This window comes from Roseospira navarrensis, from assembly GCF_009601025.1.
GTDB classification, from domain to species: Bacteria; Pseudomonadota; Alphaproteobacteria; order Rhodospirillales; family Rhodospirillaceae; genus Rhodospira; species Rhodospira navarrensis.
Genome location: NZ_WIVE01000151.1, coordinates 1 through 1,380, shown reverse-complemented (window position 1 = coordinate 1,380; position 1,380 = coordinate 1). Strand labels below are relative to the sequence as shown.

The 1,380-nt window shown below is 62.8% G+C and carries 3 protein-coding genes; 1 reads left to right on the top strand and 2 read right to left on the bottom strand.

Going from position 1 to position 1,380, the window contains the following annotated elements:
• A partial coding sequence (locus tag GHC57_RS19030; protein ID WP_153347124.1) for a hypothetical protein occupies nucleotides 1-215 on the bottom strand: 215 nt, incomplete at its 3' end.
• A 3-nt stretch (nucleotides 216-218) separates the two neighbouring features.
• A complete protein-coding gene (locus tag GHC57_RS19025; protein WP_153347227.1) occupies nucleotides 219-917 on the bottom strand; it encodes a phage antirepressor N-terminal domain-containing protein in 699 nt (232 codons plus the stop codon).
• A gap of 148 nt (nucleotides 918-1,065) precedes the next feature.
• On the opposite strand from GHC57_RS19025, the gene GHC57_RS19020 reads away from it, so the two are divergent.
• Nucleotides 1,066-1,281 (top strand): ribbon-helix-helix domain-containing protein, encoded by a 216-nt coding sequence (locus GHC57_RS19020; protein ID WP_153347225.1) that lies wholly within the window; start codon nucleotides 1,066-1,068, stop codon nucleotides 1,279-1,281.
• The last annotated feature ends 99 nt before the right edge of the window (nucleotides 1,282-1,380 follow it).

The following is a 1,380-nucleotide window of genomic DNA, read 5'->3' as shown; positions in this document are numbered from 1 at the left end:
TGAACGGCGTTCAGGGTGGAAATGCACCCCTGGAGGATTTTGTAAATTCCCGCCGCGCCGCGCGGCGACAACTCCACGTCGTTCTGAATGAAGATGTCGGACACCGTGCTCAGGGCATCGCCCACGTCCCCCAACACGTCAACCGGATGGTCATTGCGGCTGTCGTTGAAGGTAAACGCGATGGCGCGGGCGGGCATGTGGCTGGTGGTGGTCATGGTTCAGCCCTCCCCCTCGCTCGGGTTTAGGATGCTGGAGACATAGTTGCAAACAGCCCCGGCCTTCGCCACCGGAACAGTAAACTGAAGGCGCACGGTGGCATTCCGGCGCTCCTGTTCGGCCTTAATATCGCGGCGCGCGGCTTGAAGGGCGCTGTCCAGGGTAAGCCAGGTCTTTTCGGACCCGTCGTGCTTGCCGTCCTCAATCCGGCGAATGGTGTTGTCGCTCACGCCACTGAGATCGGCCAGTTGCTGGCTGGTGAGGCCAAGACGCTGCCGCCGCGTCTTCAGGCTTCGGCCGCGCGGCGTGCTGGTCCGCTGGCTTGCGGCGACCCGTTCGCCGAAGAAAGCCTTGAACAGCACGTCGGCACAGCGGGTCTGGTAGGCGATGACTGTTTTGCGCACCGCTTCGTCCGTCACCCGCTCCGGGTGAATGGTGGCGAGGAAGAAATTGACGCGGATCAGGGGCAGGGCCAAGGTGTCCTGGGGGCCACCGTTAGAGGGGGCCTCCATGATGACGGTACCCTCTTTAAGGACCGGGTGGCGCGCGATGCGTTTCCTTTGCGGCTCCCATTCCAGGCCCATGCCCTCAACGAGGGGCTTCATGGCCACAAGGGTATCCGCCGGGGTCCGGCCCCGCTGGACGATCAGATTGGCCCCCTCGAACGGGACCGTGGTAAGAGAGTGGTTAGCCTGAGACATGGGGCACCTTCCAACGTCTTGGGTTAGGCCCGGTGCGGGGAGCTTCCACCTTCCCCATCGGGCCGCCAGTTTGTGATACAGTTATTCACAAACGCTGGCAAGCGAATTTGTGATGCACTGATATCAGTGAAGATGCTATGGTCGCGCCATGGCGCGCCCCAAGACGATGCAGACACGGAAGATCATTTCCGTTCCCGCTGAAATGGCGGAAGCGATTGATGAATATCGTTTTGGCCACAAGTTCCGAACGGAGTCTGAGGCAATCCGCCGCCTGATCGAGTTGGGGCTTGAAGCTGCTGTTGCGCCGGAGTGCGACGCGGGGCCAGGTAACGCCGCTGGCCCGGACGACGCGGCGGACGCATAGCCGCGCGGTCGCTTGCGGTGTACCGCAAGGCGTATCTCAGGCCATCATGTGGGGCAGTCGGGACAGGGCGTTGGCGCCCGGTCATCAAGGGCGCGGCGG

What these genes read in the sequence shown, in the direction of transcription:
- GHC57_RS19025 (WP_153347227.1), bottom strand. Translation starts at nt 917, where the DNA reads ATGTCTCAGGCTAACCACTCTCTTACCACGGTCCCGTTCGAGGGGGCC.
- GHC57_RS19020 (WP_153347225.1), top strand. Translation starts at nt 1,066, where the DNA reads ATGGCGCGCCCCAAGACGATGCAGACACGGAAGATCATTTCCGTTCCC.